The organism is Burkholderia glumae LMG 2196 = ATCC 33617 (assembly GCF_000960995.1).
GTDB classification, from domain to species: Bacteria; Pseudomonadota; Gammaproteobacteria; order Burkholderiales; family Burkholderiaceae; genus Burkholderia; species Burkholderia glumae.
On the sequence record NZ_CP009435.1, the window covers coordinates 3,468,125 to 3,482,884 of the forward strand.

Sequence of the window (14,760 nt, forward strand, 5' to 3'; positions counted from 1 at the left end):
GAGCGGCATGGACGAACATGACTTCTCGCAATTGCCGTCGGCCGCTCAGGCCTATATCCGAGAACTGGAGGCGCGCAACCGACAACTAGGCGAACGCATCGCCCAGTTGGAGGAGCAGTTCCGCTTGGCGCAGAGCAAACGCTTCGCACCGAGCAGCGAGAAGCTGAAGGACCGCGTATTCGACGAGGCCGAGCAGATGGCTGCGGCAGCGCCATCGGAGGACCCCGACGACGACGCGTTCGCGTTGCCGGACACAGGGCTGCCCGCACCCGATGAGCCAGAGCGGGGCAAGCGAGGCCGCAAACCGTTGCCGGCCGAGCTGCCGCGCCAGCGCATTGAATACGATCTACCCGACGATGAGAAGGTCTGCCCCTGCTGCCGCAGCGCGATGCATCGCATGGGCGAAGAAGTCAGCGAGCAACTGCACTTCGAAGTGAAAGCCTCTGTGCTGCAGCACGTTCGCTTCAAGTACGCATGTCGCCACTGCGAGCGCAATGCCGAGAGCACGCCGATCGTGACCGCCCCGATGCCGGCGCAGCCGCTGCCGGGCAGCAATGCGAGCGCAGCGCTCATCGCCACCGTGACGGCGGGCAAATATGTCGATGGCACGCCGCTATACCGCATGGAGGATGCGCTCTCGCGCGCGAACATCGCGGTGGGCCGCGGCACGCTGGCCAACTGGATCATCCGGCCCGCTCAACTGCACTACAGCCGACTGTACGAGGCCTTGCGCCAAACGCTGCTATCGCAACAGTTGATTCACGGCGACGAGACGACGGTGCAGGTTCTCAAAGAACCGGGCAAGACCGCGCAAAGCACCTCGTATATGTGGGTCTATCGCAGTGCCGAGCAATGCGAGCAGCCGGTGGTGCTGTTCGACTACCAGCCAGGGCGCGGCCAAGAGTATCCGCAAGCGTTCCTGGCCGGATACACGGGCATGCTGATGAGTGACGGCTACGCTGCGTGGCGCACGCTCGACGCAGCGACGCACTTGGGCTGCCTTGCCCACGCCCGTAGGGCGTTCGTCGATGCGCTCAAAGGTCAGAAGAAGCCCGGTGGGCGTGCGGCACAGGCTCTTGAGTACTTCAAGGCGTTGTATCAGGTCGAGACGCTCGCCAAGGGCGGTCTGCCCGAAGGAGAAACCCGCGACGATTACACGTACCGATTACGCCAGGAACATAGCGTGCCGTTGCTCACTGCATTCAAGACCTGGCTGGACGAGCAGGCGCCACACGTGTTGCCCGAAAGTCTGCTGGGCAAGGCGATCAGCTATACGCGCAATCAATGGGAGTATCTGAGCCGCTACGTCATCGACGGCCGCGCCCCAATCGACAATAACGTTATCGAACGCGACATCAGGCCCTTCTGCACAGGCCGCAAATCTTGGCTGTTCAGCGACACGGTCGCTGGCGCGAAGGCGAGCGCAATGGTCTACAGTCTCATGCTCACGTGCCGCGCATGCAACGTCGAGCCGTATGCCTACCTGCTTCATGTGCTCACCGAACTGCCTCAGCGAGCCCCGGATGCCGACATCACGGACTTGCTGCCGTTCAACTTCGCGAAACGGCAAACGGCTACACCGCCGCCGCCTTGATCGATCGAGCGCATAGCTTCGGCCCGACCGTCAACGTGTGGCGAATTGAGCGCTTACCCAGCTTCGCACCAGAGGCCTGTACGGCGCTCAAAAGCTTCGCGTAGTGCCTCGTCCCTACCATCCCCGCCTCATCGACAAAAACCATGTCTTTTGGGCCTAATTCGAGCGTACCCGCCTCGATTTCCAGCAGGAATTTATCAATCGTACCGGCGTAGTCCGGATTGGTGTCTGCGGCCACGGCAGACGCCACCTTGCCCGTAGGTGCCAGGCCGATGGTGCGATAGCTCTGCTGGCGAGCAAATTGAACGGCATATTTCATCGCAAATGACTTGCCCGTACCTGGTAGCCCAACAACGAGCGACGCGCCATTGCCATTGAAGACGTTTTGGACAAACGCTTTCTGCTCGTCCTTGAGCCTGATGCCACCAGCTTCCAACTCGCGAAAGTAGTCTGCGAGATCGAAGCGCTGATGGCTATAGCTGGTCAGCCCTGCAAAGATTTCGACGTTCTGGTTCTCCAGTCGAGCCAGAGACTTCAACGTGAACACTGGTTGCTCGTTGGGGTTGCAGGGCAAGGCAAAGATGTCCTCCTGCTCACGCAAGAACTTGTCAGCGACAAATTCGGCTTCGATGCCCAGCCCTATGTACTTGGCAAACTCGCGGATGAGATCGTTGCGCGTGAACTTCGGATTCTTGTTGGTAAGCAGCTCAACGATGCGCTCCTTATCGTGCTGGCGATAAAGTACGGCATCGGATGATAGCTTCAAGGTCAGGTTTAGCTCACTCACTTTGGCGACAAGCTGGCTTTGCTGTTCGTGCAAAGACACGACCTGCTTTTTGTTCTTGAGGCGGCGCTGCACCTGCTTGTTGTAGCGACCTGAATTCAGAAAGCCGTACTGCGCCTCATAGTCCTTGTTGACGTCGATGACGCGGGCCAGGACTTCATCCTTGGAAAGCGCGCCCGCTTGCTCCTGCGCTATCAGATCCGCAATCTTCTGCTGGGTACGCTCATAGAGATCCCTCTTGTCACGGTCGATCTCCTCCTTGATTTTGGCAGCGACTTTGTACTTGCTGCGGATGATGTCGGTGGCGCGCTTGTCGAAGGCTACGCGCATGTCCTTCACATCAGCAGCGAATTTTGGATTGATCTCCTGCAAGTCATGATCGTAGGACTCCAATGGAATATCAGGAAACGCCTGCTGGAACTTCTTGGCAAAAAGAGCTTTGAACTGAGCATCAATGCGCTCGGCGCATCCACGTTGGAAAAGCTCGCGCGCCTCGATGACACGGATAGAGCCATCCGGCAGGCGAATGATGTTGGACGTGTTCACGTGGGCGTGTACATGCGGATCTTGCTCACGATTGTCGAGATGCATGAACCCGTATTCCATGATTTCGCCACGCTGCCCCACGTAGTCCACAATCATCTTCTGGACGACGTCTACCTGGATCTCCTTCACGGCGTCGAAGAAGATTTGCTGGAATGTCTTCTTCTGGTCCGCAGTCAGCAGGTCGGAGAAGAACAGGTAGGAAAAGGACTTGTCGACCGAATAGACAAGCTCAAGCGAGGTGCGCTGGTTGCCGATCACGCTCTCCTCAACCTTGGCTAGATCGATGGGGATTTCCACATCCCTATATACGACAAAGCCACGCTCGATGTCCGTCCGCGTGATCTGGATGAGCTTCCCAGTTTCGGGATGGGGAATGGTGCGCGTTATCTTGTCGCGCGTTTTGCGCTCCCCGAGCAAGGGATGGTTGCCAAGCTCGGCTTCCGAAATTTCCGCGAGCTTGTCCATGTCGGCAGGGCCAGTCAGGCCGAGGCGATCCGCGATGCCGCCACGGATGTAAGTCAGATCCGCTCCGGTGAATTCACCAGCCTTGGCGTAGTACCCCATCTTGCTGCCTTCCACGCCAGCACCATCGTCCAGCACATCTTGCACCTGGCGCTGAAGGTATCGCTTGTAGTCGAAGCCCTGAGCAACGGTGCGCCACTCCACGTTGATCATTTTGGCCCCCACGCCCCGCGCTTGAGGCTGTCGTCTATGGCAAAGCGCAGGTACTCGCGCTCCTGCTCGGTCAACTGCAGATCGATGTCGGTCTTTTTCAGCAGCAGATGCAATGCCTCGGCGGTCCTGTGCATGGTCATGCGCTCCAGCTCAAGAAAAGCAATGGTGCGATTAAAAATTTTCACCATCGTATCGTCCTGCTCCTGCTGAGCCTCTCGATGAAATTGCATTAAGTGCTTCACGTACTGGTTGACCGATGGGAAGCCACCAGCCTTTGCTGCCTCTTCGATTTCAGGGCTTAGCTTGTATGTTTTTATCGCCATTTATTATCCTTATTATTTGGCCACCTCTCATTCATTTTGGCCGAAAAACCAAAAAAGTCAATTCAGCTCGGAGGTCACCTACCTTCCCGGCGTAAGAGTAACGATAGCCGAAATTATTTGAGATTAGCCACGGACGTGGCTTGGCGGGGCGTTGAAGATTTTGAGTTTTGGATAAGGTTGCGAAGCAACCCTTATCCGTGTGTGCTTAGTTATTTTCTGTTTTTTATTTTTTCTTCATCTTTCGCCACACCTTTACCACCAAACATTGCTTTCAGCGCTCACCCGACTTCATCGCAACAACCCACATGCAACGATGATTTGTGCCTTGACAAAGCTGACCCATGTTGTAGATGTATGTCACACACCTGGAGTAGAATATGAATTGGCTCAAAAATGCGCTTGACTCTGTACACAACCTAATCCATGGGATAAAGAGGTTTATAACGCTTATGAAATGCACCCAAAAGGCTATCCAAAAAGTCCAAGATGGGCTCTTCCCTCATGAAACTGTGACACCGCCCGAAAAAGAGAAAATCAAGCAACTCTGCGCCATCGAGCTTCCGTGGTATGTGGTAGCAGATCTCATTCTCGCTGAAAGGCAGCGAAAAAATGTTATCGCAGTGATTGCTACCAGAATTGGTGAGCTAACCGAGGAAGAGTTGGAATGGATTCACAATTGCTTGACGACATCGAATATGAGTATAGACGAGATGATCCGAGAAATCCAAAAATCGAGAAGCTCTCAGACACCACTACCGAAGCTCAAACCCTAAACATCCAAGCACCTTTCGAGGTGCTTTTTTATTCCCTATTCTCCACCCACCTCTTCCCGCCGCGCATTCAGCTTTTTAAGCTTAGGAGGCTTCCACCAGAGTTGACAACCGACGATATTCCGCTATCGTAAATAGATAATAACAAAAAGGAAACAAGTCATGGCAGAGAAAAACATCAACTGGGCTGCTGAATTAGTAGCAGCAAAAATCAAAGCAGACAATAGCAAGACGGTCAGCCACATGGATGAGCACCTGGTGCAAATCTTATCAATTAAGCGCCTCGGCTTCAGTTGGGATAAAACTGCAGACGAGACAAATCGCATCTTGGGGCTTAAGGGTTTAGATAAAGTGAACGGCAAGAAGCTGGCTCGCATCGCCGCCAAGTGGAAAGCCGCTGGCTTGATAGATTTGAAGAAGGTTGACGCCTTTCACGAGCAAGTAAAAAAGGCACTTGAGCGGAAATCCGCAGCCGCATCCAAACCTGCTCCACCGCTCCCCCAATCCATTCCATCCAATTTTCCACCACAAGGGGACAAAGCATGATGCCACACCCATCGAAAATAAGAGACAGAACGATGCGAGAAATAGAAGCAGATATGGAGAAGTTCTGCGATGAGGGTAATATCGGCGCTGTGATGAATCTCGTTGATGAGATGGGCGAAATGGAGGATCGCCTGTTCTTTTTCGCCCAATCAGGAGATCTTGGCAAGGTCAAGCATTATGAGTCGCTAGGCTGCAACCTGAGACAGAATGACGATGCTTTACTGAAAACCGCAGCTTGTGGCGGTCAAGTCGATGTAATGAGGTATCTTATCGAAAAAGGCGCGGATGTACATGCGGAGGGTGACAAGGCAATTTCCCTCGCGTCAGCTCATGGTTATCTGCAAGCAGTTCAGTATCTGATAGAGCAAGGCGCTGATGTCAACATTGCAATCGAACGCGGCAAAGATGATGTGAGAGATTGGGCTATGGCATACAAACAAGCCCATGATCTACATCAGCACCTCAGCGAAGCGCTTCCCCAGCATGAGGCAAGCACCTCGAAGAGGAAAATCTGAATCGCCCGCCTTAAGGAACATTAGATCGACTTATTTAGAGTCACCACCAAATAGTCGTTTCATTGTTTCCTTGGACGCCAACTCAAGTTTCCTCACGCCATCAAATTCAGATATGCTAAGGCGATTAAAAATGACGAACATGAAGACTGACATAAATACTGCCCATCGCGGGTTGTCAATGGCGGCAGCACTCCACACCGACTCCTTACCTTCATCGCCCTCCCGCTCAAACCATGTATAGGCTTCCTGCCACGATTTTTTCTGATTCTTATCTAGATTTGCAACATACTCCAAAAATTTGAAGTTTATATTTTCGACCCTGTGAACCAGCCTATTACGTAGCTCGGAAAAATTCTTCAGAAATGATCGTTGCCCAGCACTGAGGATGCCATAATCCTTTGCTATTCGAATTTTCCCTATTTCATTATCAGAAAGCGGCAACCTCTCGATGAAAGACTTCATAGTCGGCTGATCGATCTTTGAAACAATCAACTCGGTAACAAGCGACTCAATAAGAGCATGCGATTTTATGACAAGTGACCAATCATCACCATCAAGTAAGGCAAGAAGAAAATCAGCCTCCCCACGAACGTCCGCAATAGCATCCTGACGATGCTGAAAAATCAATTCCCCTGCGTCTTTCCTGCTGATATACATAGTGACCCCACAATTTTTATTTAATGCCTTCCATCTTACGCTTCTCAGCAGCCTCTTGATGACGCTCACGCTTCAACTTCACGATAAGCTTTTGCTTTGTCGTTGTCACGATGAGATCCCGTGGGTACGGAATTCTCTCAAAGTCGATGTTGTAGCTTAATTTCCCGGCAACATTCTCCAAGAGATACGCCACGCTATGTTCTTCCGAATACGCCTTGGAATTCACCGTGTCATGCTCATGACCAATGAACTGGTGAACCGCACCGGGAATCGTGGAGGCCGGTTGGTTTAAGTTAATGCAGGCACTTCAGCAGCATTTCTGAGTTGCCTGTAGTAGTTTGCCTCAGCTTCGGCAGGCGGGATATAGCCGAGCGGTTCCATCAGCCGATGATGGTTGTACCAGGCGACCCATTCCAGCGTTGCCAGTTCGACGGATTCCCTCGTTTTCCAAGGGGCGCGCCGATGAATCAGTTCAGTCTTGTAGAGACCGTTGATCGTTTCAGCCAGCGCGTTATCGTAGCTGTCGCCACGGCTGCCGACGGACGGCTCGATACCCGCCTCGGCCAAACGTTCGCTGTACCGAATGCTGACGTATTGAGCCCCCCTATCGGAGTGGTGTATCAAGGTCCCATCGTCGCCCGGTTGGCGCGCGTACAGCGCCTGTTCGAGCGCATCCAGAACGAAGTCCGTGCTCATCGACGAACTGACGCGCCAACCGACGATGCGACGGGCAAACACGTCGATCACGAACGCCACGTACAGCCAACCCTGCCATGTCGAGACATAGGTGAAGTCAGACACCCAAAGCTGATTTGGGCGCTCAGCCTTGAACTGCCGGTTGACCCGGTCCAGCGGGCGCGCAGCGCTCGTATCGGGATTCGTCGTGCGAACCCGCTTGCCGCGAACTGCGCCACGCAAGCCCTGCAGCTTCATCAGCCGCCCGACCGTGCAGCGTGCGACCACAATGCCCTCCCGGTTCATCTGCTTCCAGACCTTCGGCACACCGTAGACCTGCATGTTGGCCTGCCAGACACGCTTGATCTCGGGTTGCAGGACCTCATCGCGTTTGGCACGAGCGCAGCGTTTGGACGGATCACGAAGCCGCGCAGCATGGCGTCGGTAGCCCGACGGGGCAATCCGCAAGACCTTGCAGATCGGCTCGACCCCGAAGGTGTCGCGATGCTGATCAACGAAGGCTTTCAGGACTTGAATCGGCGGTCGAGCTCCGCCTGGGCGAAAAACGCGCTCGCCAGCTTGAGAATCTCGTTGGTACGGCGCAGTTCCTTGACCTCACGCTCCAGGGCCTTGATGCGTTCACGCTCGGCCGTGCTCACGCCATCACGTTCCCCACGATCGATCTCCTCGCGCTTGACCCAATCCAGCAGCGTCTGCGGCGTACAGCCGATCATCGGCGCAATCGATTCGACCGCCGCCCACATCGACGGATGTTCGCTACGCTGCTCACGTACCAGACGCACTGCGCGCCCCCGGACTTCCGGGGAAAACTTGGTTGCCTTCTTGTTCATGGCTCCATTCTCTCAAGAATCCGAGCCTCCACAAAATTCGGTGCGGTTCACTGGCAGCGCGTTTCCTCAGGAACCCCGTTTTGCTTGAGGCGGTTGTTGGAAGTCGACCGGAATGAGTGGAATACCTTCTTCCTGTCAGCGATACCAACCTTGTCCAGATAATCACCCCAGCGCTCGCTAGGCGTTTCGCTGAAGTTCCCAAACTTGTTGGCAGTCAGATAAGGGAACAGCATCCCGCCAAACGGTTTCATGTCCGCAACGAAATCCAGAAAGCCCAGTTTGATGAGCTGGGGATGGATCGGGATCGTGCGTTTTGCTGCAGGCGTCTTGAGGCGCTGGCACTCGTCGTCATCGGTGATCGAGATCGCCCAAATCTCGCCGACCTTCCTCACGTCCTGAATCAGAAGCTGACAAAGCTCATTGATGCGCCCGCCAGTGAACAGACCGAGCAATGGAAGCCAGTAGTCCGTTGGGTTTTTCTGTACCAGATAGGCAGCGGAATCGAAGATGACCTTCAAATCCTCGTCGGTGAACGGCTTGTAGCCATTCTTATCCCTCACCTTCTTCGCATCCTTCTTGGTGAACAGCTTGTGCCCACGGGATGGAAATTGCACCCCCTCAGGGAAGGAACCCATGGACTGCGCCAGTTCGAATAAACCAGAGACGGGACGAAGATATTTTTGCTGGACGGTGGAATGCGTGATTCCCTTTGCCAGCAGGTCATCAATCCAAACGGCAATGTCCTCGCGTATCACATCGCGGATCGGATAGTGCTCCGTGCTCTTGCGCGTGGCGAGCCAGCTTTGGAAATGCAGTTGGTGCTGTCGATACTCGTAGAGCGTCTTGGGTGCGAGTTTAGCCCCGTGACGGGTCGCAAAGCGGCTGATCGCTTCCTGCACTGTCAGACCGGCAGGAACAGGCTTGGAAGGCTCCGAGATGCTTACCTGAGGAGTCTGGATGATAACTTGGGCAGGAACTGCCGGAACGGGCTGCGCTGGCGCGGCAGGTTGTGCCGCCGCACCGGTTTCTCGCGCATGCTTGAACGATTGCCCAAGCTCACTATTCCAAAACGCCTCAGAAGCTCGCATGAGGGCATCCAAGTCACCCGGCACGTTGGGATCTGCCTTCATGGTGATGTTGCGACCATCTGGCGAGCTATAGACGATCTCCAAATTGCGCGCATCGGCATCGATGCGCTTGAGGATGTTCTCTATGGACTCGTCGTTTGGCTCACTCATGTACACCCCGGTTCGGTTCGCTACAAGGATAGCGGAAACCAACAGCGCCTTGTTCTTGGCGATGGCTGGGTGCTTTGTGCGCAGTGAGAACCGCTTTTCGCAGCGCTTGCCAGCTACCGTGAACTGGTGACGGTAGTAGTAAACGCCGTGACGCGATTGAGCGATGCGGGTGGACAGTTTCAAGGTCTCTTCCTGAGGAAGAGGTACCCCTACGAGTGACACCGCAAGAGACGGACAAAGAAAAAGCCCCTGATTTTCCTAGAAAAATCAGGGGCTTACCCGCTTTTGGCGGAGACGGAGGGATTCGAACCCTCGATCCAGGTTTTGGCCCAGATGCTCCCTTAGCAGGGGAGTGCCTTCGACCTCTCGGCCACGTCTCCCAAACTTTCGCTCGCGCCAGGGAGGCAGCGCGACGAGAACAAGATTCTATATGGCCCCGGCACGAAGGTCAAATGTTTCGGCACGCTTTTTCGCGCCGCCGCGGCCACGAATCCGGCGGTAATTCGCGCCGCTTACGCCTGATCGAGTTCGAACGCCTTGTGCAGCGCGCGTACCGCGAGTTCCATGTACTTCTCGTCGATCAGGATCGAGATCTTGATTTCGGAGGTCGAGATCATCTGGATGTTGATGCCCTCTTCCGACAGCGTGCGGAACGCCGTGCTCGCCACGCCGACGTGCGAGCGCATGCCGACGCCGACCACCGACACCTTCGACACCTTCGGATCGCCCAGCACCTGCTCGGCGTTGACGTGACCCTTGACCTGGTTGGTCAGGATCTCCATCGCGCGCTGGTAGTCGCCACGGCCGACCGTGAACGTGAAGTCGGTCTTGCCGGCCACGCTCTGGTTCTGGATGATCATGTCGACATCGATGTTCGCGTCGGCCACCGGGCCAAGGATCTGATAGGCGATACCGGGCTTGTCGGGCACGCCCATCACCACGATGCGCGCTTCGTCGCGCTGAAATGCGATGCCGGAAATGACTGCCTTTTCCATGGTCTCGTCTTCTTCAAAAGTAATCAGGGTGCCCGACTTCATTTCTTCGTCGAGAGCGATGAGGGGATCGGTCAGGCTAGACAGCACACGCGTCTTCACACGGTACTTGCCGGCGAATTCGACCGAGCGGATCTGCAGCACCTTCGAGCCGAGGCTGGCCATTTCCAGCATCTCCTCGAAAGTCACGTAGTCCAGGCGGCGCGCGCCGTCCACCACGCGCGGATCGGTGGTGTAGACGCCATCGACATCGGTGTAGATCAGGCATTCCTCGGCCTGCAGCGCCGCGGCCACCGCGACCGCCGAGGTGTCCGAGCCGCCGCGGCCGAGCGTGGTGATGTTGCCGGCCGGGTCCACGCCCTGGAAGCCGGTGATCATCACCACCTTGCCCGCCGCGAGGTCGCGCTTCACGCGCTCGTCGTCGATCGACTGAATGCGCGCCTTCGTGTATGCATCGTCGGTCTTGATCGGCACCTGCCAGCCCGCGTAGCTGACGGCGGGAATGCCGAGTTCCTGCAACGCGATCGACAGCAGACCGACGCTGACCTGCTCGCCCGTCGACGCGATCATGTCGAGTTCGCGCGGATCGGGCCGGCTCGAGATCTCTTTCGCGAGACCGAGCAGGCGGTTCGTTTCGCCGGACATCGCCGACGGCACGACCACCATCTGGTGGCCGGCCCGATGCCATTTCGCGACGCGTTTCGCGACGTTCTTGATGCGCTCGACCGAGCCCATCGAGGTGCCGCCGTATTTATGTACGATGAGTGACATTGTCGTTCTGAACTGGAAATTGACCGCGCAGATACACTGCGCCGCAAGCCGCGCCACCGTTCGGTCTCGCGGCTTGTGGCAGGGGACGACGGGAAAGGCGGCGGAGAAAACAGTGTGCTGGCGTGGCGGATTTGCCCGATAGGCGGATCAGGCCGCGCAAACCGGGTACGTTACGCGGAAAACCTGCACAAAACGCTCGAAAAAACGAGCCGAGCAAACGCTTGAGCGTACTCTATCGGGGTTCGCTTGACAAGTTGTCAGAAACTGGTCCGTCGCTTTTTATTACGCGAATCGGCACTCGGCCGTCGTTTTGCGAATTGCTCGAACCCTTTTTATAAACCGATGGTCAGGCAATCAGCAGATCGGGCCGCCACTCGATGCGCCGGCACGGACCCGCCACGCCGGCGCCCGCCCCGCCCGCCTCCGGCGCGCGATTGACGCCGAGCCGCGGCACGAACAGCAGCGTCTCGCCGACATGCAGCAGCGGAACGTCCCGCTGCCACGCCGGCACGCCGCGCTCCTGGAACAGATTCTTGAGGGTGCGCGACGGCCCGCCCGGCGACATTCGCATCCGCTCGCCGCCGGCCCGTGCGCGCGCCACGAGCGGCGCGCCCGCCAGCACGGCCTCGGCGACCAGATCGCTGGCGCCGGCTGCCGCGGCCGGCGCCGCGTCGACCGGCCGGAACACGAAGCTGCCGCGCCACGCCGGCAGATGCCAGACCTCCTGCCCCGCCCACTCGAGCCGCGCGAGCGGACGCTCGGGCGCGCTGTCGTCGTCGGCCGGATCAGCGCTGTCGCCAGCTTCCCAGTACACGTCGTCGCGATAGAGCCGCAGGCATTGCCCTGCGTGATCGATACGCAAGGCATGCGAGACCTGCGCGGCGCGCAGCTGCTTGATCATCTCGGCGAGCCGTGCGGCCGAGGCGCCGGGCAGGCCGAGCGTGCGCATCCAGTGGCGCAGCAGGTTCGCGCCGCGTTCGTCGTCGAAGCCGAGCAGGCGCTCGCGCGAGAGCACGCGGCCGTCGTCGCGCGTCGCGCCGGCGAGATCGTCGGCCGCGAGCACGTCGAGCAGCCGCTGCGCGGCGGCCGCATGTTGGGCGGTACGCGCCAGCGCGTCACGGAATCCGGGAAAGTGGACGGCGAGTTCGGGCAGGACTCGCGCACGCAGCGCATTGCGCGCATAACGCGTGTCGGCATTCGACTCGTCGTCGATCCAGCGCAGCGCGCGCGCCTCGGCGTAGCGTTCGAGCTGCGCGCGCAACAGCGACAGCAGCGGACGCATGCGCACGATCGTCGCGCCGTCGGGCAGGTAGCGCGGCGCCATCGCGGCGATGCCGGCCAGCCCCGCGCCGCGCAGCAATTGCAGCAGCACCGTTTCGGCCTGGTCGTCGGCGTGTTGCGCGATCCACAGCGCCTGCGCGCCGTGGCGCTCGCCCAGCGCGTCGAGCGCGCGATAGCGAAGCTCGCGCGCGCTCGCCTCGACGCCGAGCCCGCTCTCGCGCGGCACCTCGACGCGTTGTGCATCGAAGCACACGCCAAGCGCGGCCGCGCACGCCGCGGCATGCGCGAGCCAGGCATCGGCGTTGGGGCTCAGCCCGTGGTGGACATGCAGCGCCACGCAGCGCGCGGCGCCGGCCACGCGCACGGCCGCGTCGAGCAGCACCGACGAGTCGAGCCCGCCGCTGTACGCGATCGCGATCGTGGCGGCCTCGGGCAGCGCGTCCAAAGCGCCGCGGACCGCGTCGAGCACGACGCGGTCCGCGGCAGTCTCATGCGGAGAAATCATCGGCGGCACGCTTGCGCGCGGCTCGCAAAAGCGACCACGGCGCTCAGACGCCCGGCGTCGTTTCCTTGAACTTGCCGTAGGCGAGCAGACGCTCCATGCGGCGCTCGCGCAGCGCATCGACGCTCATGCCCTGGAACTGGCGCAGCGTGTCGGCAAGCGCGCGGCGCAGCAGCGCGGCCATGCCCTTCGGATCGCGATGTGCGCCGCCGAGCGGCTCGTTGACGATCTTGTCGATCAGGCCCAGCGCCTTCAGGCGGTGCGCGGTCAGGCCCAGCGCCTCGGCGGCCTCTGGCGCCTTCGCCGCGCTCTTCCAGAGGATCGAGGCGCAGCCTTCGGGGGAAATCACCGAATAGGTGGAGAACTGCAGCATCAGCACACTGTCGGCCACGGCGATCGCGAGCGCGCCGCCCGAACCGCCTTCGCCGATGATGGTGGCGATGATCGGCGTCTTCAGCTCGGCCATCACGTAGAGATTGCGACCGATCGCCTCCGACTGGCCGCGCTCCTCGGCACCGATGCCAGGGTAAGCGCCCGGCGTGTCGACGAAGGTGAAGATCGGCAGGCCGAACTTCTCGGCCAGGCGCATCAGACGCTCGGCCTTGCGGTAGCCCTCGGGACGCGGCATGCCGAAGTTGCGCGCGGCGCGCTCCTTGGTGTCGCGGCCCTTCTGGTGGCCGATCACCATGCACGGCGTGCCGCTGAAGCGCGCGAGGCCGCCGATGATCGACTGATCGTCGGCAAACGCGCGGTCGCCATGCAGCTCGTGGAAATCGGTAAAAAGCTCGCTGACATAGTCGAGCGTATAGGGGCGCTGCGGATGGCGCGCGATCTGCGAGACCTGCCACGGCGAGAGGTTCGCGTAGAGATCCTTCGTCAGTTGCTGGCTCTTCTTCGACAGGCGCTCGATCTCTTCCGAAATGTCGACGGCCGAATCGTCCTGCACGAATCGCAGTTCCTCGATCTTGCCTTCCAGTTCGGCGATCGGCTGTTCGAAATCCAGAAACGTGGTCTTCATGTATGGGAATCCTAGGTCGTGCGGCAGCGCGTATTCTAACCGCGCTCACCCACGTCAAAATCGAGTCAAAACTATTGACTCGAATAAATCGATAGTCAGCACAGGTTACGCATCACCGGATTCGGGATCCAGGCTGCGCCACATGTACCAGGTCGCGACTGTACGCCACGGCTCCCAGTTCGCCGCGACCTCGCGCGCCTCGCTGCGCGTGACGGGCTCGCCGCTGAAGTAGTTGATGCTGATCGCGCGAATCAGGCCGAGGTCGTCGAGCGGCAGGACGTCCGGGCGCGACAGATTGAAGATCAGGAACATCTCGGCGGTCCAACGGCCGATGCCGCGGATCTGCGTGAGCTCGGCGATCACGGCCTCGTCTTCCATCGAGGTCCATTTGTCGACGTGCAGCGCGCCCGACACGAAATGCTGGGCAAGATCGAGAATGTAATCGGACTTGCGCTTCGACAGGCCGCAGGCGGCGAGCTTCTCCTGGCCGAGGCGGATCACCTGCTGCGGCGTGAGCTTCGGGCACGCGGCCTCGATCGCGGCCCAAACGGCCTGCGCCGTGGCGACCGAGATCTGCTGGCCGACCACCGAGCGTGCGAGCGTGACGAACGGATCGCCGCGCTTGACGAGATGCGCGGGACCGAACTTGGGGATCAGCTTCTTGAGAATCCGGTCGCGCTTGACGAGATCGGCGCACGCCTTGTCCCAGTAGGGCGGGCGCACCACCACGTCCGCATCGGCAAGCTGCACCGGCACGGCCGCCTCGGCCGCGCGCGCGCGCCGCGCGCCGCTGTCGGCGGCGTCGACCGCCAGTTCGCGACGCTCGGCCGCGTCGGCGCGCGCGGGCTTCGCCGCGCCGCGCGCGAGCGGCTTGTGCGCGGCGCCGTTGGCGCCCTCGGCGGGGCCGGCCGCACGCTTTGCGGCGACCTTGCTGGCCGGCACGCGCTTCGCGGCCGCCGACGCGCCCGTCGCCGTGCGCGCCGCCCGCTTTGCCGGCACTTTCCTGCCCGTTGCCATCCTGC

Annotated in this window: 13 protein-coding genes, 1 tRNA gene and 1 other annotated feature; of the genes, 4 read left to right on the forward strand and 10 right to left on the reverse strand. The window is 59.0% G+C overall.

From position 1 onward, the window contains the following. Positions 1-7 precede the first annotated feature (7 nt). Positions 8-1,594, forward strand: coding sequence for an IS66 family transposase (tnpC, locus tag KS03_RS28075; RefSeq protein WP_012732733.1), 1,587 nt, complete (start codon positions 8-10; stop codon positions 1,592-1,594). Here the strand turns inward: tnpC and KS03_RS28080 are convergent. Together KS03_RS28080 and KS03_RS28085 are read right to left on the reverse strand one after the other, a co-directional pair. Next, positions 1,575-3,599 (reverse strand): AAA family ATPase, encoded by a 2,025-nt coding sequence (locus tag KS03_RS28080; RefSeq protein ID WP_045678930.1) that lies wholly within the window; start codon positions 3,597-3,599, stop codon positions 1,575-1,577. The genes tnpC and KS03_RS28080 overlap by 20 nt on opposite strands. After that, the gene (locus tag KS03_RS28085; protein ID WP_035979995.1) at positions 3,596-3,922 is read right to left on the reverse strand and encodes a hypothetical protein; all 327 of its coding nucleotides are present in this window, start codon (positions 3,920-3,922) and stop codon (positions 3,596-3,598) included. Before KS03_RS28085 ends, KS03_RS28080 begins: the two co-directional genes overlap by 4 nt. 377 nt (positions 3,923-4,299) lie before the next feature. On the opposite strand from KS03_RS28085, the gene KS03_RS31885 reads away from it, so the two are divergent. The 3 genes from KS03_RS31885 to KS03_RS30650 all read left to right on the forward strand — a co-directional run bounded on the left by KS03_RS31885 (position 4,300) and on the right by KS03_RS30650 (position 5,753). Further along, on the forward strand, positions 4,300-4,695 hold the full coding sequence (locus KS03_RS31885) for a hypothetical protein (RefSeq protein ID WP_127913933.1): 396 nt from the start codon (positions 4,300-4,302) through the stop codon (positions 4,693-4,695). A gap of 159 nt (positions 4,696-4,854) precedes the next feature. Next, positions 4,855-5,238: a hypothetical protein gene (locus KS03_RS31890; RefSeq protein ID WP_127913932.1), complete on the forward strand. Its 384-nt coding sequence runs from the start codon at positions 4,855-4,857 to the stop codon at positions 5,236-5,238. Between the two features lie 53 nt (positions 5,239-5,291). Further along, a complete protein-coding gene (locus KS03_RS30650; RefSeq protein WP_158335157.1) occupies positions 5,292-5,753 on the forward strand; it encodes an ankyrin repeat domain-containing protein in 462 nt (153 codons plus the stop codon). Positions 5,754-5,783: 30 nt separating this feature from the next. Here the strand turns inward: KS03_RS30650 and KS03_RS31895 are convergent, their stop codons facing one another. The 8 genes from KS03_RS31895 to KS03_RS28125 all read right to left on the reverse strand — a co-directional run bounded on the left by KS03_RS31895 (position 5,784) and on the right by KS03_RS28125 (position 14,755). Further along, entirely contained in the window at positions 5,784-6,479 is a 696-nt protein-coding gene (locus KS03_RS31895; protein WP_127913931.1) for a hypothetical protein, read from the reverse strand. A 219-nt stretch (positions 6,480-6,698) separates the two neighbouring features. Next, positions 6,699-7,936, reverse strand: a protein-coding gene (locus KS03_RS28090) for an IS3-like element IS1416 family transposase (RefSeq protein WP_085962428.1) whose coding sequence is annotated in 2 segments (ribosomal slippage) — positions 6,699-7,645 and positions 7,645-7,936 — 1,239 coding nt in all. Because the reading frame shifts where the segments join, the coding sequence is not laid out codon by codon here. Then, positions 7,539-7,655, reverse strand: a sequence feature (AL1L pseudoknot). It overlaps the preceding gene by 117 nt. Before the next feature lie 47 nt (positions 7,937-7,983). Then, complete coding sequence (locus tag KS03_RS28100) at positions 7,984-9,357, reverse strand: site-specific integrase (RefSeq protein ID WP_017432559.1); 1,374 nt, start codon at positions 9,355-9,357, stop codon at positions 7,984-7,986. Between the two features lie 103 nt (positions 9,358-9,460). After that, a tRNA-Ser gene (locus KS03_RS28105) sits at positions 9,461-9,554 on the reverse strand. Positions 9,555-9,686: 132 nt separating this feature from the next. Further along, positions 9,687-10,937, reverse strand: a complete 1,251-nt coding sequence (locus KS03_RS28110) for an aspartate kinase (protein WP_017432558.1) — start codon at positions 10,935-10,937, stop codon at positions 9,687-9,689. 346 nt (positions 10,938-11,283) lie between these two features. Continuing rightward, on the reverse strand, positions 11,284-12,723 hold the full coding sequence (gene tilS / locus KS03_RS28115) for a tRNA lysidine(34) synthetase TilS (protein WP_015876314.1): 1,440 nt from the start codon (positions 12,721-12,723) through the stop codon (positions 11,284-11,286). Positions 12,724-12,766: 43 nt separating this feature from the next. Then, complete coding sequence (locus tag KS03_RS28120) at positions 12,767-13,738, reverse strand: acetyl-CoA carboxylase carboxyltransferase subunit alpha (protein ID WP_017423377.1); 972 nt, start codon at positions 13,736-13,738, stop codon at positions 12,767-12,769. Between the two features lie 105 nt (positions 13,739-13,843). Next, positions 13,844-14,755, reverse strand: coding sequence for a DNA-3-methyladenine glycosylase family protein (locus KS03_RS28125; protein ID WP_015876316.1), 912 nt, complete (start codon positions 14,753-14,755; stop codon positions 13,844-13,846). Positions 14,756-14,760: the final 5 nt, after the last annotated feature.

Coding starts and splice junctions, on each gene's coding strand:
- KS03_RS28125 (WP_015876316.1), bottom strand. CDS start 14,755: ATGGCAACGGGCAGGAAAGTGCCGGCAAAGCGGGCGGCGCGCACGGCG.
- tnpC (WP_012732733.1), top strand. CDS start 8: ATGGACGAACATGACTTCTCGCAATTGCCGTCGGCCGCTCAGGCCTAT.
- KS03_RS28110 (WP_017432558.1), bottom strand. CDS start 10,937: ATGTCACTCATCGTACATAAATACGGCGGCACCTCGATGGGCTCGGTC.
- KS03_RS28080 (WP_045678930.1), bottom strand. CDS start 3,599: ATGATCAACGTGGAGTGGCGCACCGTTGCTCAGGGCTTCGACTACAAG.
- KS03_RS30650 (WP_158335157.1), top strand. CDS start 5,292: ATGGAGAAGTTCTGCGATGAGGGTAATATCGGCGCTGTGATGAATCTC.
- KS03_RS28085 (WP_035979995.1), bottom strand. CDS start 3,922: ATGGCGATAAAAACATACAAGCTAAGCCCTGAAATCGAAGAGGCAGCA.
- tilS (WP_015876314.1), bottom strand. CDS start 12,723: ATGATTTCTCCGCATGAGACTGCCGCGGACCGCGTCGTGCTCGACGCG.
- KS03_RS28120 (WP_017423377.1), bottom strand. CDS start 13,738: ATGAAGACCACGTTTCTGGATTTCGAACAGCCGATCGCCGAACTGGAA.
- KS03_RS31890 (WP_127913932.1), top strand. CDS start 4,855: ATGGCAGAGAAAAACATCAACTGGGCTGCTGAATTAGTAGCAGCAAAA.
- KS03_RS31885 (WP_127913933.1), top strand. CDS start 4,300: ATGAATTGGCTCAAAAATGCGCTTGACTCTGTACACAACCTAATCCAT.